Source organism: Desemzia sp. FAM 23989, from assembly GCF_045528345.1.
Taxonomy (GTDB): Bacteria; Bacillota; Bacilli; order Lactobacillales; family Carnobacteriaceae; genus Desemzia.
This window is the reverse complement of record NZ_JBGQQT010000003.1, coordinates 79,878-97,733: the sequence shown is the minus strand read 5'-3', so window position 1 is coordinate 97,733 and position 17,856 is coordinate 79,878. Positions and strand designations below refer to the sequence as shown.

Genomic DNA, 17,856 nt, shown 5'->3' with positions numbered 1-17,856 from the left:
ACGCTTCTTTTGTACCTCACTTGATCACTAAATCCGCTTTATTCATCAAGTGACGCTTCTTTTGTACCTCACTTGATCAGTAACGCCACTTTATTCTTCAAGTGACGCTTCTTTTGTACCTCACTTGGTCACTAAATCCACTTTATTCTTCAAGTGACGCTTCTTTTGTATCTCACTTGATCACTAAATCCGCTTTATTCTTCAAGTGACGCTTCTTTTGTACCTCACTTGATCAGTAACGCCACTTTATTCTTCAAGTGACGCTTCTTTTGTACCTCACTTGATCAGTAAATCCACTTTATTCTTCAAGTGACGCTTCTTTTGTACCTCACTTGATCAGTAAATCCACTTTATTCTTCAAGTGACGCTTCTTTTGTACCTCACTTGATGAATAAAATACACCAGTCTTATCTGCTTCGCTTTGCAATTAAAAAAGAACCCGTCACCGAGTTCTTTTCTTTCAAAAAATTGATTCAGATACTTTTCGTTTTCGAAAAGTTCACCTATTAACACTCATTTCTACTCACCCAATTGCGCCTCTGGTTCGTCTACTGATTTCCCGAAGAAATATAGGAAAGCTGCTGTAACGATCATAGACACCGGCAACACGATCCAAATCGGCAAACCTAATCCTGCTGGCAGGAAACCAAAGAGAACAGAAATGATCCCAACAACAATCGCGTACGGCAGTTGCGTTTGCACGTGGTCTAAGTGGTTTACACCCGCTCCCATAGAAGACAGAATGGTCGTATCCGAAATAGGCGAACAGTGGTCTCCAAAGATCGCTCCAGTCAATACCGCTCCTGCTGAAATTACAATAAATTCCGGGTCTCCAGAAATCCCTGCTGCTAATGGAATCGCTAACGGCATCAAGATCCCCATCGTTCCATAAGAAGTTCCTGTAGCAAATGCAATAACGGACCCCAATATGAAAATAATAGAAGGCAACAAGAACGCTGGTAAAGAATCGGATAGTAAAGATACCAAGAATCCAGCTGTTCCTAAATCAGTGATCGAAGCACTTAATGACCAAGCCAACAGCAAAATAGCTCCTGTAATGATCAGCGACTTCATTCCATTGATCCATGTATCAACAGCTTCTCCCCACGTAAAGGCTTTTTGTTTCACACCCATTGCCATAGCCACAAGACTAGCCAGTAAAGCAGCTTGGAACAACACGATGCTGGCGTCAGAAGCACCAAACGCTTCTTGGATAGCCGAAAAAGAAATGGGACTGCTTTGCATAGATTGGATCAATTCGGCGTTTTCTCCCGCCATGATTGCATTGTATCCATTAAAGTAAAATCCGATCAATGATGCTGCAATCAATGTACCTATCGGAATGATGGCATTCCAGATACTTAATTTGACACCTTCTACTGGTTCCATTTCATCCAACTCACTGGAAGAAGGACTCGGGTTGATCTCTTCTATATTCGTTGGATCAAATTTTCTCGCTCTTCTTTCTGCCTTGAGCATCGGTCCAAATTCTTTTAAAAATAGGGCTGTACAGACGACAAACAATAGCATCAAAATGTTGTAGAAGCGGTAAGGAATCGTTTCAATAAAGACACTATAGGCATTCACCGATTGTCCGATTGCTTCATAACCATCTTGGATCAAGCCAACTTCATACCCAACCCATGTAGAGATCAACGCAATTCCGGCAACTGGAGCGGCTGTGGCATCGACAATAAAGGCCAATTTTTCACGCGAGATTTTCTTTTCATCTGTTACGGGACGCATGACCGGCCCAACGATCAACGCATTGGCATAGTCGTCAAAAAAGAGAAATAATCCCAATAACCATGAAATCACTTGCGCACTGATTGGGCCTTTAGCTTTTGAAGCCAGTGCATTTGCTACCGCTCTGGTCCCGCCCATTTTAGTCATCAAAGCTATCAAACCGCCGATGACCAATACTTGCAGAATGATTCCGGCATTATAACGGTCAGCTAGTGAAGATAAAGTATACTCCACAATACTTAAAAATGACTGAACGATTGCAAACAACACATTTCCATCCACTGAATGCAGCACCATTGCTCCTGCAAAAATCCCTAAAAATAAAGATATGATGACATTTTTTGTTACGAATGCCAGCAGTATAGACACTACAGGCGGAACTAATGAAAACCAGCCAAACTGAATGGCGCCATCTGCGCCAGTCGTAAAGTCAGCTGAAAAAGTAATAAACACAAACGCTAACGCAATTATTCCAATAACTATATTTTTTTTCACTACTAAACTCCCTTTCTTTTTGAGCACAAAAAAAGCGATACCTAGAGCTCTAATCAACTCAAGGCATCACTTTTGTACATAGCATTATATACATTATTTGACCTTTTTGCTGATAGTCCTCCACAAATTTTTGTAAATTTATGACAGTGATCAGCATATTCTGCTGACCCCCAGCTTCCAATATTTGGCCATATTGCAAACTTCGGCGATTCATCCTTTCTAGTCACTTCATCGTGCCATCTCTGTGACTGTACTTTTAAAAATCGCGCCTCTATCTTTTTTTGTATTCCATGCTATGTTACACAATATTTTTATGGGTTGCAACCCATGTGCGGTATTTTTTCAGTGGACTTTCTCTTTCGGTGATTCGTACATTAATTTCTTGGTGCCTTTCTCTCTTGTTTTCTAAGATTAAGAAATCCAGCAATACACACTACAAGAGCACTTAATGCGTCTACGATCAGATCCTCCATCGTATCGACCAAAGCATCACGTCCAACCAACACCGTTCTATCCGCTGTAATAAATTTCTGCATGTTGGTTCCTAAAACAGCATCTGCTAAAAATTCATAAATTTCCCAAATCGTTCCTGCCGCCAGTGCAAAACAAAAAGCAAACAAAGCGACAAAAATCGGGCTTAAATGGATGTTCACTTTTTCTGAATCGTTAAAGAAACTGACTACCACAAAACCTAAAGCTCCTAGCATCGCTCCGCTAAACATGTGAAGAATCAAGTCCCAACTGGGAACACGATAGTAAAAATCTCGTACTTCTCCTAAATAGATTGCACAAAATAAGAATACAAAGTACATAACTTCCATGATATCAGGGATGTTCACCGAAAATTTCCGTTCAATGAGTGACGGAATAAACATGACGATCACACCTACTAAACATTGCAACAATGTCAATACATAATCACTTTTTACTTTTTCGTATCCGTTGTCTGCTACGCCTGAAGGAGCTGTAAACAACATATATACAGCATAAATAACGGATAATGCCAATAATACCAACACAACTCTACCAACTATATCTTTCCACCTGGCTGATTTGTCTTCACTTTTATGATTCACTCTTATAACTCCTCCAAAATAATCTATAAAATCTTATTTTACCACACGAATAGTACCAGAACCTATCAATTTGATAAGATTTACCTTATTTTTTGACACTTAAAAAAATTTAAAGAAAACCGAAGAAAGATTGCTATCTATTTGGTATTTCCGTACAATTATGAATGTATTTATTATCACAACATAAGGAGATTAATAATGAGTTATATATGGATGGTTTTAAAAGGTATGTTAATGGGAATAGCCAACATTATTCCAGGGGTCAGCGGAGGAACTATGGCGGTTTCACTAGGGATTTACGATGACTTGATTTATTCGATTACACATTTAGTTAAGGACTGGAAGAAAAGCTTCCGCATCTTGCTTCCTTTAGGCGGGGGATTGGTTTTAGGCATTATTGGTTTTTCTTATTTAATCGAAGTCTTGCTTAGCCAATACACGTTGCCCACTGCATTAGCCTTTATTGGATTGATATTAGGTGGGATTCCGATCTTGGCAAAATCTTTTTTACTCGCTTTACGTCAAGAACAAAAGAAAGTTTCATTTTTCCACATTGCATTATTCATTGTCTTTTTTGCTCTTGTTGTCAGTCTTGCACTAGTTCAAGCAGAAGGAAATACGATGTCAACTATCACTCTTTCATTTGGATCAGTCATCACCATGTTCTTTATCGGGGTAATTGCTTCGGCTACTATGGTCGTACCAGGCGTTAGTGGATCACTGGTACTTATGGTCCTTGGTTATTATTATGGTATTCTAAATTCGGTCACCGGCTTTTTTAATGCTTTAACTTCCATGGATATGGGGCAATTATGGCATTATACAGGAATTTTGTTCCCGTTTGGCATAGGTGTTCTAGCAGGGATTTTCCTAATCAGTAAATTGATTGAGTACTTGTTTACAAATCACCCTACTTTAACTTACAGCGGAATTCTTGGATTAGTTTTAGCTTCACCATTTGCTATCCTGTATAACACCAACGCTTTAAATGATCTTCAAGGTTCAAATGCTCTGCTATTTTTAATTCTTGGATTGATTCTTGCAGTAGTTTGTTTCTTGTTGACTTATTATTTAGGAAAAACGGAAGAACCTGCATAGTCGTAAAAAAACATGACTTGAATTTTTAAAAATCCAGGTCATGTTTTTTTAGAAAGCTTTTCCATCCTAAAAATGCTAAACTGTGGGTAAGAATTTTATACGCTGAAAAACAAACGGATGTTAATTTTGAAAGGAAGATACTTGATGGAAAGCCATGTGATGACTCTTGATGAAAAGTTAGCTTATTTAGAAAGTAAATCTTATTCTGGAAATGATCTGGGAGTGACGTATACAAAAAATAAGACGACCTTTAAAGTTTGGTCGCCTCTTGCTGAAAAAGTTGTGGTAAATCTTTACCAGACTGGAGACAGTGCCGAGAATTCATTGATCCAATCTTACCCTTTAACGCATGAGAACAATGTATGGACCGCCAGCTTAGCAGGTGATTTCGAAGGCCTCTTTTACACTTACACCATCACCGTTAGCGGCACATCCAACGAAACGATGGATATACATGCAACAGCAGCTGGTGTGAACGGGAATCGTGCAGCGATCATCGATTTTGATAAAACCAATCCTGAAAACTGGTCTGAAGATGATCATGTTACCCAACAACAGATAACCGACGCTTTTATTTGGGAAGTCCATGTAGCCGATTTTTCTTCGGATGAACATTCTGGAATCAGTCTGGAAAATCAAGGAAAATATTTAGCTTTTACGGAACTGGGAACAACTTACAAAAACGAAAAAGAATTCGCTACAGGCGTCGATCATTTAAGCAAACTGGGCGTGAATTATGTTCATCTCTTACCTGTTTTTGATTTTGAAAACGACGAGGAAGGTTCAGATTACAACTGGGGCTATGATCCTAAAAATTATAATGTCCCTGAAGGCCGTTATTCTTCAGACCCGCGCGATCCCTCAGCACGTATTCGTGAATTTAAGCAAATGGTCCAAAGTCTGCACGCACAAGATATTGGTGTGGTGTTGGATGTAGTCTACAATCACACGCTTGACACAGAAACTTCCAGTTTCAATTTGACGGTTCCCGACTATTATTACCGCCAAACGGACACTGGAGAATTTGCGGATGGTTCAGCTTGCGGAAATGAAACAGCCAGCGATCGCAGTATGATGCGCAAATATATGGTGGATTCTATTTTATATTGGGCTTCAGAATATCATTTGGATGGTTTCCGCTTTGATTTGATGGGGTTGCATGATGTTGAAACAATGAATGCGATCCGCACAGCATTAAACGAAAAAGGCCTGCAGCATGTGATTCTTTACGGAGAACCTTGGGACGCCGGAAGTAATGAGATCAAAACACCCAATATCCCTGCCAATAAAGGGAATGCATCTCATTTCATGGATGGTATTGCCATTTTCAATGACGATTTTAGAGATCCTGTAAAAGGTTCGGTTTTCAACAAGACTGATGGAGGTTTTCTGCAAGGTCAAAACGGGATTGATTTTCACGATGCAGACGTCATGGCTGGAATCAGTGCCAATACGATTGGTGCTGCTGCTTCAGAATATGAATTGGCTGACAAGACTTGGGCCAGAAACCCAGCACAAGTGGTGAGCTACAATTCTGCTCACGATAATTTAAGCCTTTATGACAAATTGGTGGAAAGTACTTTTGATGAGCCCTATTTTGGCAGAAATGACTGGGTCATTCAAATCAATAAATTAGCTGCTGCCTTGCTGTTTACTTCTCAAGGTACCTTGTTTATGCAGGCAGGAGAGGAATTTGGCCGTACTAAATTTGGAGACGAGAACAGTTTCGTGTCTTCTATTGATGTCAATAAGCTGGACTGGAGTCTGCTTAAAACGAATAGCGACCTGGTGGATTATTACCGCGGGTTGAGTCAGATTCGCCGCAAATTTACTCCGTTAAGAGACGCTACCGCACAAACTGCGAAAGCTATGGCTTTTTCTCGTGACTCTATTGAAAATCTAATTGCTTATACGATTCCGAATTCTTACGCAGGAGAAAGCGATTGGAAATGGATGGCAGTCATCTTGAACTCATCTGGTGAAACACATGAGGTTACTTTGGAGAGCCATACTGATGAATTACCTACTCATTGGACTATTGTCGCTAACAAAGACCACGCTGGATTAGAAGCGTTGGGAACGGTAGAAGGAAGTACGATGACGATAGAACCGCACAGTGCTTTGATTTTAGTTTCTTAATAGTTGAATGTTCACTTTATGGTGTTGGAAAAGAAATTCCTTCCGAATTCGAGGTTGCTTGGTGAGACCCATGGGAACGCTTGGAAGGTACAACCCCAAAAAGTTAGAGTAAAATCTAATTTTTTGGGGTCTTTTTTTATGACAAAGTATAGTGTAGTGAAGAATTTAAGCTGCAATTGTTCAAGAATATTTTGGCTATCATTTATTAACGAAGAAACAGGAAGTTTTCTCCTCACCCTATCTTTAAATGCTGCACGAATAGGAAAAAACGAGTCTGAGACAGCCGTTGGCACTGTTGTTTTATTTTATTACTCAAGTGAGACTTAATTTAATGTCCACTTGAAGAATAAACCCATTTTATTACTCAAGTGAGACCTTAATTTTATGCCACTTAATAAGTAAACCTACTTTATTCTTCAAGTGGGGACTTATTCAATGCTCACTTGAAGAATAACCTTCATTCACTCATCAAACGAATATCTCTTTCACGCTGAATAGAGCATCCCACTGAAAGAAGACATTGATATTATCAAAGAACACTCCAAGAGTCGTACCAATATTATATGATGAAAAAACCAATAGATTAAATTTCCAAGAAAAACCCGCTCTCTTCGGCAATCAATTGTTGAAGAGAGCGGGTTTTTCTTATTCTTCTAGTGACCTTTTCTTTTGCACGATTGCCGTTCAATAATCTGATGCGGCAAGATCATCTTGACCGCCAATGTTTGCTTGCCTTCCATCAATTCAATCAGCTGATAAACAGTTTGTGATGTCAGCGAATCAGTATGCAGATCGATAGAAGTCAGTTCAGGTTGAGATTTTTCCGCAAAAATCGAGTTATTGAATCCAATAATCGAGACATCTGCCGGGATTTTCAATCCAAAACCACTAAGCATATAGCTCATATTCAATGCGATCAAATCATCGCTGGCCACGATACCGGTCGGAAAATCGCTGCTGCTAAACAGCTGCTGGATTTTTTTGCGGTAAGCTGCTTCAGGAAGAGTCACATCTAGCATCAAATCCGGATCAACGGCCAATCCTGCATCTTCCAACGCCTGCCCATAACCTTTTAGTCGCTCTCGAATCACCATTTGTTTTGTATCTTCCCCGATAAAAGCAATCCTTTGGTGACCTAGTTCCAACAGATAGTTGGTCGCATCTTTTCCGGCAATCACATTGTCGTTATCGACATACAGCATTTCATTTTCGTATTTATACGGTTTACCAATCATCGCATACGGCACTTTTTCTTGATGCAGGTATTCAATAATAGGGTCATCTTTTTTGGAATACAACACGATAAAACCGTCTACTCGTCCGCCTTTGGCCATCGTTTGAATACTTTCCAACAGCTCTGCTTCCGTTGTTCCCGAAGCGATCGACACCATATACTTCTTCTCGTTACAGGCTTTACTGATCCCTCGAATCATGCTGAGAAAAAAGGTGTTCTGAAAAGCTTGACCTTGGGAGACCGGCAAAATAACTCCAATCGTTTGAGTGGTCTGATTGACTAAACCGCGCGCGGTCAAATTAGGCCGATATCCGACTTCTTCCATGATGCGCCGAACGTTTTGCTTCGTTTTTTCACTGATGCTTGGAGAATCCTGGATAGTACGCGATACAGTTGAAGTGGCAACTCCAGCTTTTTTTGCTACATCTTTGATTGTGACTGACATCTGCGCGCATCCTTTCTGCCTTTATTTTAAGCTATTCCGTTGGTGTTGTAAACGTGTACTTGGTAAAGGACCGATGCATTCTCCCTGGTTCCAAGATGATGGATCGAAATTCTGGATGGTGTACGGCATCCGGAAATTCTTGTGTTTCTAAGGCTATTCCGCGGTGGCTGCTCATTTTTTCTCCATCCACTAAATAATCTTCGTCCATTCCTGTCGTTGAAAAGACAACGACTGCTTCGCGATTCGTTTCGATCTTCAAAGAACGTCCGCTTTCTGGCTCACACAACCGAATCGTTTTTGCTCCAGACAATTTAAATGGCGTATCGAACCCTTCACGCCGTTCATTGATCGCATCTGCCAGCCTTTTCGGTTCTCTAAAATCAAGCGCTGTCTCTGCAACGGGAAGTAAACGTCCTGTTGGTATTTTGGTTTTGTCCGTTTCCGCATAGCTTTCTGCATCCATTTGCAAGGTATGTTCCAATATCTTGCGTTTGGTGTTGCCGCTCAAGTTAAAATACGTATGATTGGTTGGATTAAACAGTGTTGTTTGATCCGTTTCTGCGGTAACCAGCATTTCCCATATATTGTCATTGGTCCAATAATAGGTCACTGTTACTCGCAGATTCCCCGGATAGCCGTTGTCTCCATCTGGACTCATCAATGAGAAAGCGACACCGATCCTATTGTCTTCTTGAACGATTTGACTGTCCCAAACAAGCTGACTGAAATTGTGCTCTCCGCCATGCATATGATGCTTTCGATTGTTTTGAGTCAATTGATAAGTTGACCATGTACCATCAGCGATCCGTCCCGCTACTCTTCCGACAAAAGCCCCAAAATAAGGCGAATCCTTTACATAATCCTCCAATTGCTTGAACCCTAAAACCACGTTTTCCTTTTTTCCCCATTGGTCCGGTACTTCGATCCCCGTCACTACTGCCCCATAATTGATGCAGCGAAAAACCGCTTGTTGATCATTCGTCAGGACATATTCAAAAACTTCCTGACCTTCATACCAGCCATAGTGTTGTTTACGCGCGTCCAATCGTTTCACTCCATACATTTTCCAATAAAGCGACAGTCAGATCAGCCGTGCTTGGGACAACTTTTGCAGCTTTTCCCAAATTTTTGCTTTCACCCACACCGATAGAAACCATATTAGCCGCATTGATAGAGTCGATTCCGGCAGCTGCATCTTCCACACCCACACATTCGCTCACATCAACGCCCAACTGTTTAGCGCCTGTCACGAAAATTTCTGGATCCGGTTTACCAGCTTTTAATCCAGCTGGGTCAACGATCTCATCAAAATAGTCTGTGATTTGGAGTTTATCCAAAATGGTTGGACCATTTTTACTAGCAGAAGCTAAACCTAATTTGATATTGTTTGCTTTCAGATCATCCAATAAGGCTTTAATGCCAGGCAATAAGTCGGATGGCGACATTTTTTCAATCAACGTTTTGTACAAGTCATTTTTTTTAGTAGCCATCGCTTCTTTTTCAATTTCTGAATAAGCGTCTTGTTTGTTGCCTTTTTCTAAAATGCGGTTCAATGAATCCGTACGGCTGACTCCTTTTAATTGTTCATTGAATTCTTCGTCGATTTCAATCCCAATTTTAGTTCCTAAGGCTTTCCACGCTTCAAAATGGTAAGCCGCTGTATCCGTAATGACTCCGTCTAAATCAAATAGTACTGCTTTCATAAGCTGGTTGCTTCCTCTCTATTGGTTCATATTTTGTGGTGCTTTGGTTTCAGTCGTATAAACGTCATTTAACACTATGGATTCGCCGTAAACAGACATTTCCAAGGTTTCGCCTTCAAGCAACACGATCGCTACTTCTTCGTTGGTCACCGAAATTTTCAATAAGCGTCCACGGTAATTGATGTGGAAAGCATAATTCGTCCAGTTTTCCGGCAAATAAGGTCTAAAAGACAAGTGTTCATGAACGGTTTGCATTCCCGCAAACCCTTGAACGATTGTCAGCCAGCTTCCGGTCATCGAAGTAATGTGCAAGCCGTCTTCCGTATCATTGTTGTAGTTGTCTAAGTCCAAACGAGCTGTACGCGCATAGAATTCTACGGCTTTGTCCATTTTACCAAGGTCTGCTGCCAAAATCGCATGGATACTCGGAGACAAACTAGATTCATGCACGGTCATTGGTTCGTAAAAATCAAAGTTGCGTTCGATTTCTTCCATCGTGTAATTTTCTTTAAAGAAGTAAATTCCTTGCAAAACATCCGCTTGTTTGATGAACGGTGAACGCAAGATTTTATCCCATGACCATTTTTGATTCAATGGTAAGTCGGCTGGGTCCAATTCAGAAACTGGGCGCAAATCTTTATCTAAGAAAGTATCGTGTTGCACAAAAACTTGCTCTGTTTCATCATAAGGATAATACATTTTATTGATGATGTCTTGCCATTTTGCTGCTTCTTCTTTGGTTACTTGTAAAGTGGCTTGTTTTTCTGAAGAAAGTGTTAAAGATTCTAACGTATACTTCAATGTCCAAGCAGCCAATTTATTTGTATACCAGTTGTTGTTGACGTTATTCTCGTATTCATTCGGACCTGTTACTCCATGTACCATGTATTGATCTTTTTTGCGGTTGTAATGCACACGGTCTGCCCAGAAACGACTGATGCCGACTAAAACATCCAAACCTTTTTCTTTCAAATACGTTTGGTCGCCTGTATAGTTCGTGTAATTGTAAATTGCATAAGCCATCGCACCATTCCGGTGAATCTCTTCAAAAGTAATTTCCCACTCATTGTGGCATTCTACCCCGGTGAAAGTGACCATTGGATACAACGCACCTTTTAGGCCTTGTTGGTGCGCATTGTGTTCCGCTTGAGGCAATTGATTGTGACGGTACGACAATAAGTTTTCGGTTATTTTGGGATCTGCTAAAGCTAAATACAACGGAACTGCATAAGCTTCTGTGTCCCAGTAAGTTGCGCCGCCGTATTTTTCACCCGTAAAGCCTTTAGGTCCAATATTCAAACGAGTATCTTCTCCATAGTAAGTAGAGAACAATTGGAACAAGTTGAAACGGATGCCTTGTTGAGCTGCAGGATCGCCACCGATTTCAATATCAGCTTTTTTCCAACGTTCCAACCAAAGCGATTCATGGCGCATACGCAATTCTTCAAAAGACAACTGATCCACTACTTCACTGATTGTACGGCTTTGTTTTTCTACATCCGCTTTAGCGTAATCACGAGAAGTCGTCAACACGATGCGTTTTTCGATGACCGCTTTCTCACCAGCTGCTAACGTTCCAGCATACGTTTGGGAGACTTTCATCTCAGTCACCAATTCGTCTGTCTTTTCCAAATTAGTCACGTGGTTAGACATCATAGCGCCTACGGTAAATTGCTCGATCCCGAAGTTATTTGGTTTCGTTTCGATGACTAAGTTGTTTTTCGCTTGAGAAACAGGAAGCCAGAATTTTTCATCGTAATTGGAATCTTCATTGGTTACATTTCCATCAAGAGCAGGAATTAATTCTAGTGTCACATCATCAGTCAAACTGGTTACTTCCATTTTAACGGCACACAGTTCTTTTTGGTCTAAGCTGACAAATCGTTCAACAACGACTTGAACTTTTTTACCAGCTTTTTCTACTATATAACTTCTTTTCAAGATTCCGTGCTGCATATCCAATTCCATTTCAAAATCCGAAACAGTATCTGTATACAAATCAACTTTTTCGCCATCCATTACAATATCTAATTGAATAAAGTTCATTGTATTGATTACTTTACCAAAATATTCTGGATAGCCGTTTTTCCACCAGCCAACACGTGTTTTGTCCGGATACCACACGCCGCCAATATAACTCCCTTGATGGCGGTCCCCTGAATAAGCTTCTTCAAAGTTCCCGCGCATTCCCATATAACCGTTTCCAATACTGGTCAAGCTTTCTTGCAATCTGCGTTCTTCTTTATCTAATACCGTTGTTTTTACTTTCCATTCGTCAATTTCAAATAGTCTATTATAAGCCACTTTTTTTCCTCCTGTATGTTCATTGCGTTAGTCAAAACTGGTGCAATGCTGGTTTTCTAAGTTCTCTAATGCAAGTTTAAACGCAAACGATTGCATTGTCAATTTGAAAGGGGTTTATTTTTTCTCAAGGTAAATAAAGAACATTGAAATGACAACGTTTCTCGTTTCTGTTACCGGTAACAACTTTTAACAACCTAAAAACGCTTGCATTTTTTTAAGGTAGGACTTATATTTAAAGCAATCGTTTGCATAAGCAAATTGAATATTTTAAAGGAGGATTTAAAATGAAACAATTATTTTCATTTGATTTTTGGCAAAAACTAGGTAAAGCGTTAATGGTCGTTGTGGCTGTTATGCCTGCCGCCGGATTAATGATTAGTATTGGAAAAATGATTGCCATGTTCAGCGGAGATATTACTCTTGTGTTGACCATTGGTAGTGTGATGGAAAATCTCGGTTGGGCTATTATCAACAATCTACATATCTTATTTGCAGTTGCTATTGGAGGTTCTTGGGCTAAAGAACGTGCCGGTGGAGCCTTCGCTGCTCTTTTAGCTTTTATTTTAATTAATATGACTTCAGGTGCTGTCTTCGGAGTTACTTCAGATATGTTAGTAACTGAAGGCGCTACAACAGCCACTTTATTTGGACAAATAATCCCTGTAGATGGTTACTTCACTTCTGTTCTAGGCGCGCCTGCTTTGAATATGGGTGTGTTCGTCGGAATTATTTCTGGATTTGTGGGAGCGGTTATTTTCAATAAGTACTATAACTACCGGAAATTACCGGAAGCCCTTTCTTTCTTTAATGGAAAACGTTTCGTACCATTTGTGGTTATTTTATGGTCAGTAATCGTTTCTATCGGTTTAGCACTTGTCTGGCCAGTTGTTCAAACTGGTATTAACAACTTCGGGCAATGGATCGCAACTTCTAGTGAAACAGCGCCTGTATTTGCGCCATTTATTTATGGTACATTGGAGCGTCTGTTGTTGCCATTTGGATTGCATCATATGTTAACGATCCCAGTGAACTACACAGCTCTTGGTGGTACTTACACTGTCTTGACTGGAGCTGCTGCAGGAAGTCAAGTATTTGGGCAAGATCCACTATGGTTGGCATGGGTCAGCGACTTAGTTAACTTAAAAAATGCTGGCGATACAGCTGCTTACAATGAATTATTGACAACTGTTACTCCTGCTCGTTTCAAAGTAGGTCAAATGATTGGTGCAGCTGGGACTTTACTGGGGATTGCATTTGCTATGTACCGTCGTACGGATAAAGAAAAACGTCCGAAATACAAATCTATGTTTCTATCTGCTGGTTTAGCTGTTTTCTTAACAGGTGTTACTGAACCGCTTGAATTTATGTTTATGTTTGCCGCACCAGCTTTATATGGTGTTTACGCTGTTCTTCAAGGGATTTCATTTGCGCTGGCAGATATTATTGCTTTACGTGTTCACTCATTCGGTATCCTTGAATTCTTGACTCGTATTCCGATGTCTGTCAATGCCGGATTAGTATGGGATGTCGTTAACTTTGTGGTATCATGTGTAGTCTTCTTCTTCTTGGCATATTTTGTTTCTTACTGGATGATCGGCAAATTTAAAATTGCTACTCCAGGTCGTTTGGGCAACTATATCGAAGAAGGAAATGCTGACGGTGAAGTTGCAACTGAAGGAGTTCCCGCTGCAACAGGCACTGCTGATGCACAAGTTACTGGAATTATCGAAGCTTTAGGTGGAAAAGACAACATTTCAGATGTAGATGCTTGTATGACACGTCTTCGTGTAACGGTTAAAGATCCTGAAGTCGTTAAAGATGAAGCCGCTTGGAAAAGACTTGGCGCTTTAGGTTTGGTGAAAAAAGGAACAGGTATCCAAGCCGTTTATGGACCAAAAGCTGATGTCTTAAAATCAGATATCAATGATATATTAGGAGTGTAGTTTTGAAATTTTTAACCTTAAACACGCACAGCTGGATGGAAGAAAATCCTTTAGAAAAATTGGAAGACTTATGCGACGCAATCATTCGTCACGCTTTTGATGTGATTGCATTGCAAGAAGTCAATCAGCTCATGACGTCTCCCCTCGTGGAATCGTCTGAACTGACTGCTTTTTATGAAGCCAATAAGGAGTATCCCCTCAAAGAAGACAACTTCGCTTTTCTATTGCAGCAAAAGTTGAAAGAAAAAGGACTGGCTTACTATTGGACTTGGGAACCTTCTCATATCGGGTACGATATCTATGATGAAGGACTAGCCGTCTTGAGTTTGCATCCGATCCAAGAAGTTTATTCGTTTTTTGCTTCAGAAAATACAGCTTACGATGATTACAAAAGCCGCAAAGTGATCGGTATCAAATCAGCCGATCACTGGTTCTTTAGTTTACATTTGGGCTGGTGGCATGATGAGCATGATCCGTTCCCAGCACAATGGGAGAAATGCACTGCTGTTTTTGATCGTTTAAAAGCGCCTGTATTTTTAATGGGAGATTTCAATAATTCTGCTCAAGTTGAGCGAGAAGGCTACGAATTGGTCACCCAAACTTGGTTCGACACCTATCATTTGGCAAACCAAAAAGACGCTGGTTTTACCGTTGCAGAAGCTATTGATGGCTGGACAGATAACCAAAGTGGTTTGCGCATCGATTATATTTTTTCCAATCGTCTCGTAAACGTGTGTTCTTCTAGAGTGATATTCAATGGTGTCAATGAACCGGTCGTTTCCGATCATTTTGGAATTGCTGTAGAAATCAAAAAATAACAATTGAAACGTGTTTCCACATTTACCCCTTGTGAAAACTAATGGCTAGAATTTTACAGACTAACATAATCAACTATAGAGACTGACCTAAATTCGATTATTCCTCGATTTTAGGTCAGTCTTTTTGGCTTATCCGAGCTGCTTGGCGTTCTTCCTATCAGAGTCGACTTCTCATTTTATATCCTCAAATAGACATTGCCAAACAAGTTAGAGCCATTTGATCCTCTCCTATTACCCTAAATGGATGCTACTGACCAAGTTAGAGCCATTTGGTCCTCTCTTATCACCCTAAATGGACGCTATCGATCAAATTAGAGCCATTTGATCCTTTCCTATCACCCTAAATGAACGCTAACGATCAAGTTAGGGCCATTTGATCCTCTCCTATCACCCTAAATGGACGCTACTGACCAAGTTAGAGCCATTTGATCCTCTCCTACCACCCTAAATGGACGCTACTGACCAAGTTAGGGCCATTTGATCCTCTCCTACCACCCTAAATGGACGCTACTGATCAAGTTAGGGCCATTTGATCCTTTCCTATCACCCTAAATGGACGCTATCAATCAAATTAGCACCATCTAACCCTTTTCTACCACCTCAAACAGAACCTCCTCAAAAACATTACAGCCTGCGCTTCACTCTTCTTTAAAAGCTAAAAGCGGATTAATTGAATCTGTTTCGGTGAACGTGTACCATTTTATATACAGAAGAAAAAACGTGTCCAAATGATTTAACTTAAAGGGAGGTTCTTCACATGGATTTAGGGATCAAAGAAAAAACAGCTTTAATTGTCGGAGCTGATTCAGGTCTTGGTTTAGCAACTGCTAAAACACTCTTGGAAGAAGGTGCGACCGTCATTATCACAGGGATAGACCAAGAAAAACTCGACCGAGCTGCTGAAAGCTTAAGCGACCAATCAAACGTGCACCATTATCTTGCCGATGTGACGAAAAGCGAATCACTGAAAAAATTGCATCAACAGATTCAACAAGATATTGGTAAAATCGATATTTTGGTACACTCAGCAGGCATTTCGGGTGCAAGCGGTCTTTTCCATGAAATCGATGAAGCAGACTGGCGAGAGACGCTGGATGTCGATTTGATGGGTGCTGTGCGTACAGTCAAAGAATTTTTGCCAGATCTAAGAATAGGTGGCTGGGGTAGGCTCGTCATGATCTCTTCTGAAAATGCTGAAGAAGCTTATCTGGATGAAATCCCGTATGACTGCGCTAAAGCCGGTATGCTGGCGTTAGTCAAAGGACTCTCCAAAACTTATGCCAAAGAAGGACTTTTAGTCAATGCTGTCTCACCGGCCTTTATCGAGACACCTATGACAGACACTATGATGGAAGAGCGTTCAAAAGAACTGAATGTCTCAAAAGAAGAAGCTATCCAATCATTTCTGGATAATAAAAGACCCAATATCGAGCTGAAGCGTCGTGGACAACCGGAAGAAGTCGCGGCAGTGATTGCTTTCCTTTGTTCAAACAAAGCTTCTTTCGTGAATGGTTCTAATTACCGCATTGATGCTGGTTCAGTTTCTACGATTTAATTTGGAGAAGGAGGAATAAAAATGGCAGAAGAATTAAGTGATATCCAAAAAATGCAGCAAGCAAATCAAGCATATGATTATCTGATTATTGGTGGTGGTATGGTTGCTGGCTATGCTGCTAAAGGGATTCGAGAGCAGGACGGTACTGGGTCAATCAAAATTTTATCCAACGATAAAGACGTTCCTTATACGCGTCCGGCCTTGACCAAAAAACTGTGGACAGACGACTCTTTTACTGATGACCAAGTCCCCTTAAACACCACCGAAGAAACAGGTGCTGAAATCCAATTGGGAGCTGAAGTTACAGCCATCGATCGAGCTAGACATACGGTCCAGCTAGCAGACGGATCAGTGATCGGTTATCAAAAATTGCTGTTGGCAACTGGTAGTGAACCGACTAAAATCGAAGGTCCCGAATCGGATCAAGTGATTTTTTTCAGAAGTTGGGAAGATTACCGCAAGTTACGTGCTCTTTCGGGTAACGACCGACATATTTTAGTAGTCGGCGGCGGTTATATCGGAGCTGAATTAGCAGCTGGTTTGATTCAGAATAATACACGCGTCACCTTGATCTATCCAGATGGAGTATTAGGCTCCAGCCAATTCCCTGAAGAGATCGCAAATGAATACGAAGCAGCATTCAAAGAAGCTGGTGTTGAAATGGTGAGCGGCAAACGCGTTGAATCTTACCGAAAAGAAGATGATGAATTTGTCTTGACCCTTGATGATGAAACAGAACTAAACGGAGATGCTGTTGTATTTGGTCTAGGTGTTTCCCCACGTGTTTCTTTAGCTGAAGAAAGCGGGTTGAACGTAGAGGACGGTGTCGTGGTAAATGAATTCCTAAGAACCGATGATCCTGATATTTACGCAGCTGGAGATATCGCTTCTTATCCTGACCCTATTCTAGGCCGCGACCGTATCGAACATGTGGACCATGCCCGTAATTCTGGAGAAGCTGTCGGAAAAGCCATGGCGGGTTCAAATGAACCTTATGACTATACACCTTACTTCTACTCTGTCGTGTTTGACATTTCATGGAAAGCTATCGGAACACTGGATCCTGAATTAGATACGTTGATTGATGAAGTAGATGATGGAAAAGTTATTTACTATCTGAAAGACGATAAACCAGTCGGAATTCTCTTGTGGAATGTTGAAGCAGATTTAGATGATGTCCGAAAAATCCTCAGTGACCCTCCTGCTGATTCTTCTGCGCTAAAAGGAGCCCTTCACGAAAAATAAAACGTTTAGTCAATTAAATAACCTCTTTCTGCTGTCTCAGCCGCAGAAAGAGGTT

At 40.7% G+C, this 17,856-nt stretch carries 12 protein-coding genes and 1 riboswitch; of the genes, 6 read left to right on the top strand and 6 right to left on the bottom strand.

Features of this window, described 5'->3' with window-relative positions; genetic code table 11:
* Nucleotides 1-519: 519 nt before the first annotated feature.
* Both ACEN36_RS03165 and ACEN36_RS03160 read right to left on the bottom strand, forming a co-directional pair.
* On the bottom strand, nucleotides 520-2,241 hold the full coding sequence (locus ACEN36_RS03165) for a Na+/H+ antiporter NhaC family protein (RefSeq protein WP_407125933.1): 1,722 nt from the start codon (nucleotides 2,239-2,241) through the stop codon (nucleotides 520-522).
* Nucleotides 2,242-2,346: 105 nt separating this feature from the next.
* Nucleotides 2,347-2,523: riboswitch (Lysine riboswitch) on the bottom strand.
* 92 nt (nucleotides 2,524-2,615) lie between these two features.
* A complete protein-coding gene (locus ACEN36_RS03160) occupies nucleotides 2,616-3,317 on the bottom strand; it encodes a hypothetical protein (RefSeq protein WP_407096395.1) in 702 nt (233 codons plus the stop codon).
* 198 nt (nucleotides 3,318-3,515) lie between these two features.
* On the opposite strand from ACEN36_RS03160, the gene ACEN36_RS03155 reads away from it, so the two are divergent.
* Nucleotides 3,516-4,415 carry a DUF368 domain-containing protein gene (locus ACEN36_RS03155; RefSeq protein ID WP_407096394.1) on the top strand — a complete coding sequence of 300 codons (900 nt, stop codon included), beginning with the start codon at nucleotides 3,516-3,518 and terminating at the stop codon, nucleotides 4,413-4,415.
* 144 nt (nucleotides 4,416-4,559) lie between these two features.
* The gene (gene pulA, locus ACEN36_RS03150; protein WP_407125932.1) at nucleotides 4,560-6,554 is read left to right on the top strand and encodes a type I pullulanase; all 1,995 of its coding nucleotides are present in this window, start codon (nucleotides 4,560-4,562) and stop codon (nucleotides 6,552-6,554) included.
* Nucleotides 6,555-7,207: 653 nt separating this feature from the next.
* Here pulA and ACEN36_RS03145 read toward each other — a convergent pair.
* Genes ACEN36_RS03145 through ACEN36_RS03130 form a run of 4 tightly spaced genes read right to left on the bottom strand, consistent with a single transcriptional unit; the run spans nucleotide 7,208 to nucleotide 12,240 of the window.
* Complete coding sequence (locus ACEN36_RS03145; protein ID WP_407096392.1) at nucleotides 7,208-8,233, bottom strand: LacI family DNA-binding transcriptional regulator; 1,026 nt, start codon at nucleotides 8,231-8,233, stop codon at nucleotides 7,208-7,210.
* Between the two features lie 31 nt (nucleotides 8,234-8,264).
* Nucleotides 8,265-9,278 carry an aldose epimerase family protein gene (locus ACEN36_RS03140; RefSeq protein WP_407125931.1) on the bottom strand — a complete coding sequence of 338 codons (1,014 nt, stop codon included), beginning with the start codon at nucleotides 9,276-9,278 and terminating at the stop codon, nucleotides 8,265-8,267.
* Complete coding sequence (gene pgmB, locus ACEN36_RS03135; RefSeq protein ID WP_407125930.1) at nucleotides 9,265-9,936, bottom strand: beta-phosphoglucomutase; 672 nt, start codon at nucleotides 9,934-9,936, stop codon at nucleotides 9,265-9,267. The genes ACEN36_RS03140 and pgmB overlap by 14 nt, the downstream gene beginning before the upstream one ends.
* A gap of 18 nt (nucleotides 9,937-9,954) precedes the next feature.
* Entirely contained in the window at nucleotides 9,955-12,240 is a 2,286-nt protein-coding gene (locus tag ACEN36_RS03130) for a glycoside hydrolase family 65 protein (RefSeq protein ID WP_407125929.1), read from the bottom strand.
* Between the two features lie 284 nt (nucleotides 12,241-12,524).
* Here ACEN36_RS03130 and ACEN36_RS03125 point away from each other — a divergent pair, with 284 nt between their 5' ends.
* The 4 genes from ACEN36_RS03125 to ACEN36_RS03110 all read left to right on the top strand — a co-directional run bounded on the left by ACEN36_RS03125 (nucleotide 12,525) and on the right by ACEN36_RS03110 (nucleotide 17,801).
* On the top strand, nucleotides 12,525-14,183 hold the full coding sequence (locus ACEN36_RS03125) for a PTS transporter subunit IIBC (RefSeq protein WP_407125928.1): 1,659 nt from the start codon (nucleotides 12,525-12,527) through the stop codon (nucleotides 14,181-14,183).
* 2 nt (nucleotides 14,184-14,185) lie between these two features.
* Nucleotides 14,186-15,001, top strand: coding sequence for an endonuclease/exonuclease/phosphatase family protein (locus ACEN36_RS03120; protein WP_407125927.1), 816 nt, complete (start codon nucleotides 14,186-14,188; stop codon nucleotides 14,999-15,001).
* A 757-nt stretch (nucleotides 15,002-15,758) separates the two neighbouring features.
* Nucleotides 15,759-16,556 (top strand): SDR family NAD(P)-dependent oxidoreductase, encoded by a 798-nt coding sequence (locus ACEN36_RS03115; protein WP_407096386.1) that lies wholly within the window; start codon nucleotides 15,759-15,761, stop codon nucleotides 16,554-16,556.
* A 21-nt stretch (nucleotides 16,557-16,577) separates the two neighbouring features.
* Complete coding sequence (locus ACEN36_RS03110; protein ID WP_407096385.1) at nucleotides 16,578-17,801, top strand: NAD(P)/FAD-dependent oxidoreductase; 1,224 nt, start codon at nucleotides 16,578-16,580, stop codon at nucleotides 17,799-17,801.
* The last annotated feature ends 55 nt before the right edge of the window (nucleotides 17,802-17,856 follow it).

Excerpts from the sequence above, each read along its gene's own strand:
- ACEN36_RS03155 (WP_407096394.1), top strand. The coding sequence starts at position 3,516 with ATGAGTTATATATGGATGGTTTTAAAAGGTATGTTAATGGGAATAGCC.
- ACEN36_RS03145 (WP_407096392.1), bottom strand. The coding sequence starts at position 8,233 with ATGTCAGTCACAATCAAAGATGTAGCAAAAAAAGCTGGAGTTGCCACT.
- ACEN36_RS03125 (WP_407125928.1), top strand. The coding sequence starts at position 12,525 with ATGAAACAATTATTTTCATTTGATTTTTGGCAAAAACTAGGTAAAGCG.
- pulA (WP_407125932.1), top strand. The coding sequence starts at position 4,560 with ATGGAAAGCCATGTGATGACTCTTGATGAAAAGTTAGCTTATTTAGAA.
- ACEN36_RS03110 (WP_407096385.1), top strand. The coding sequence starts at position 16,578 with ATGGCAGAAGAATTAAGTGATATCCAAAAAATGCAGCAAGCAAATCAA.
- ACEN36_RS03115 (WP_407096386.1), top strand. The coding sequence starts at position 15,759 with ATGGATTTAGGGATCAAAGAAAAAACAGCTTTAATTGTCGGAGCTGAT.
- pgmB (WP_407125930.1), bottom strand. The coding sequence starts at position 9,936 with ATGAAAGCAGTACTATTTGATTTAGACGGAGTCATTACGGATACAGCG.